A 2,953-nucleotide genomic window follows, 5' to 3' on the forward strand; every position below is an offset into this window, starting at 1 on the left:
TCTTAAAAACTTAACCTTGCCAGTAACGACTAACTCGTAGGCTCATTATGCAAAAGGCACGCTGTCACTCCAATAAATTGAAGCTCCAACCGCTTGTAAGCGCACGGTTTCAGGTACTTTTTCACTCCCTTGTTCAGGGTGCTTTTCACCTTTCCCTCACGGTACTTGTTCACTATCGGTCTCTCAGTAGTATTTAGCCTTACCGGATGGTCCCGGCAGATTCAGACAGGATTTCTCGTGTCCCGCCCTACTCAGGATACCACTATCTTTAATACAATGTACGTGTACAGGATTATCACCTTCTTTGATGTGTCTTTCCAAACACTTCCACTTAATGTACTATCGAATATCGTGGTCCTACAACCCCAATATTGCCGAAACAATACTGGTTTAGGCTGTTCCGCGTTCGCTCGCCACTACTTACGGAATCACTTTTGTTTTCTCTTCCTCCAGGTACTTAGATGTTTCAGTTCCCTGGGTTAGCTTCCGGCATAGCCGGATGATCTTGCGATCAGGTTGTCCCATTCGGAGATTCGCGGATCAATTCGTATTTGCCGATCCCCGCGACTTTTCGCAGCTTATCACGTCCTTCATCGCCTCTGAGAGCCTAGGCATCCCCCGTGCGCCCTTAATAACTTTCTCTTGATTCTTTTAAGGTTGAATGTAATTTACATTCTTGTTTCCCAATATGTCAAAGAACTTTAAAGATAGTCCCAGATACAAAGTACATAAGTACTAAGTCCTGTTACAGACCTCTTAATGTTGATACATCCGGATTCGAACCGAATCTTAAACCTCCTGGCGTATCATTGTTCCAATATTTCTTTTGAACGTTTTGTCTTACGACCTTTTTTCTTTCTCTTTGCCTTCCTGATCTGACATCTGTTTTCCAATGTCTTCCTGTCTGGCTCCTGGTGGAGAATAAGGGAGTCGAACCCTTGACCTCTAGAATGCAAATCTAGCGCTCTAGCCAACTGAGCTAATCCCCCATGTTCTTAGACGTTCAGATTTTAGACTTTAGTTTTCAGACTTAAAACATTCTCTTGTGCTTTGGTCTGATATCTTCTTATCTGTTATCTTTTTGTCTGTCTTTGGCAGTAGTCCCGCCCAGACTTGAACTGGGGACCTCTACATTATCAGTGTAGCGCTCTAACCAGCTGAGCTACGGGACTGTCTTCTCTTTTAGCTTTTATAACTTCAAGCTACAAGCCTTAAAGCTGACAGCTTTCCGCGTTTTGCTCTTATATTTTTTAAAAAAGTAGTGATAAGAAAAAATGCTTACTAAAAGCCTTATCTATTCCAAGATCTCCAGAAAGGAGGTGTTCCAGCCACACCTTCCGGTACGGCTACCTTGTTACGACTTAACCCCAGTCACTAGTTTTACCCTAGGCCGCTCCTTGCGGTCACAGACTTCAGGTACCCCCAGCTTCCATGGTTTGACGGGCGGTGTGTACAAGGCCCGGGAACGTATTCACCGCGCCATGGCTGATGCGCGATTACTAGCGAATCCAGCTTCACGAAGTCGGGTTGCAGACTTCGATCCGAACTGAGACCAGCTTTAGAGATTAGCATCCTGTCACCAGGTAGCTGCCCTTTGTACTGGCCATTGTAACACGTGTGTAGCCCTGGACATAAGGGCCGTGCTGATTTGACGTCATCCCCACCTTCCTCTCACCTTACGGTGGCAGTCCCGCTAGAGTCCCCAGCCTAACTGATGGTAACTAACGGTAAGGGTTGCGCTCGTTATGGGACTTAACCCGACACCTCACGGCACGAGCTGACGACAACCATGCAGCACCTTGCAAACTGTCCGAAGAAAAACATCTTTCGACGTCTGTCAATCTGCATTTAAGCCCAGGTAAGGTTCCTCGCGTATCATCGAATTAAACCACATGTTCCTCCGCTTGTGCGGGCCCCCGTCAATTCCTTTGAGTTTCACTGTTGCCAACGTACTCCCCAGGTGGCTCACTTATCACTTTCGCTTGGCCGCATACAATGTATCGCATACAGCGAGTGAGCATCGTTTACAGCGTGGACTACCAGGGTATCTAATCCTGTTCGCTCCCCACGCTTTCGTACCTCAGTGTCAGTTACAGTTTAGTAAGCTGCCTTCGCAATCGGGGTTCTGTGTAATATCTAAGCATTTCACCGCTACACTACACATTCCGCTTACCTCAACTGTACTCAAGCCAACCAGTTTCAATGGCAGTTCTACCGTTAAGCGGCAGGATTTCACCACTGACTTAATTGGCCACCTACGTACCCTTTAAACCCAATGAATCCGGATAACGCTTGCATCCTCCGTATTACCGCGGCTGCTGGCACGGAGTTAGCCGATGCTTATTCCTGCACTACCGTCAAATCACTACACGTAGTAACCATTCTTGGTGCAGAAAAGAAGTTTACAACCCATAGGGCAGTCTTCCTTCACGCGGGATGGCTGGTTCAGGCTTGCGCCCATTGACCAATATTCCTCACTGCTGCCTCCCGTAGGAGTCTGGTCCGTGTCTCAGTACCAGTGTGGGGGATCATCCTCTCAGAACCCCTAGACATCGCAGCCTTGGTAAGCCGTTACCTTACCAACTAGCTAATGTCACGCATGCCCATCTTTGACCGATAAAATCTTTAATTTACAAACCATGCGATCTGTAAATACCATGGGATATTAATCCGGATTTCTCCGGGCTATCCCCCTGTCAAAGGCAGGTTGCATACGCGTTACTCACCCGTGCGCCGGTCGTCATCTGTAGCAAGCTACAATGTTACCCCTCGACTTGCATGTGTTAGGCCTCCCGCTAGCGTTCATCCTGAGCCAGGATCAAACTCTTCGTTGTAAATAAAAATTGTTAGAAATTACCCTAAAGTAATCTCAATTTTGTCTGACTCCCGGAATAAACTCTTAATTCGCAATTCTTCCTTATCTTTCTACTTTTTCAATATTGTCAATGAACTT

The 2,953-nt window shown here is 46.6% G+C and carries 2 tRNA genes and 2 rRNA genes (1 of these 4 only partly in view); all 4 read right to left on the minus strand.

The annotated features are described in order from the left end of the window. Positions 1-642 (minus strand): 23S ribosomal RNA (locus BM156_RS20525) (it extends 2,243 nt beyond the left edge of the window). A gap of 270 nt (positions 643-912) precedes the next feature. Continuing rightward, positions 913-989: transfer RNA gene (locus BM156_RS20530), tRNA-Ala, on the minus strand. Positions 990-1,098: 109 nt separating this feature from the next. Continuing rightward, a tRNA-Ile gene (locus tag BM156_RS20535) sits at positions 1,099-1,172 on the minus strand. 140 nt (positions 1,173-1,312) lie between these two features. Beyond that, positions 1,313-2,834: ribosomal RNA gene (locus BM156_RS20540) — 16S ribosomal RNA — on the minus strand. The 16S and 23S rRNA genes sit together here with 2 tRNA genes alongside, the layout of an rRNA operon. Positions 2,835-2,953 lie beyond the last annotated feature (119 nt).

Source organism: Sunxiuqinia elliptica, from assembly GCF_900113005.1.
GTDB lineage: Bacteria > Bacteroidota > Bacteroidia > Bacteroidales > Prolixibacteraceae > Sunxiuqinia > Sunxiuqinia elliptica.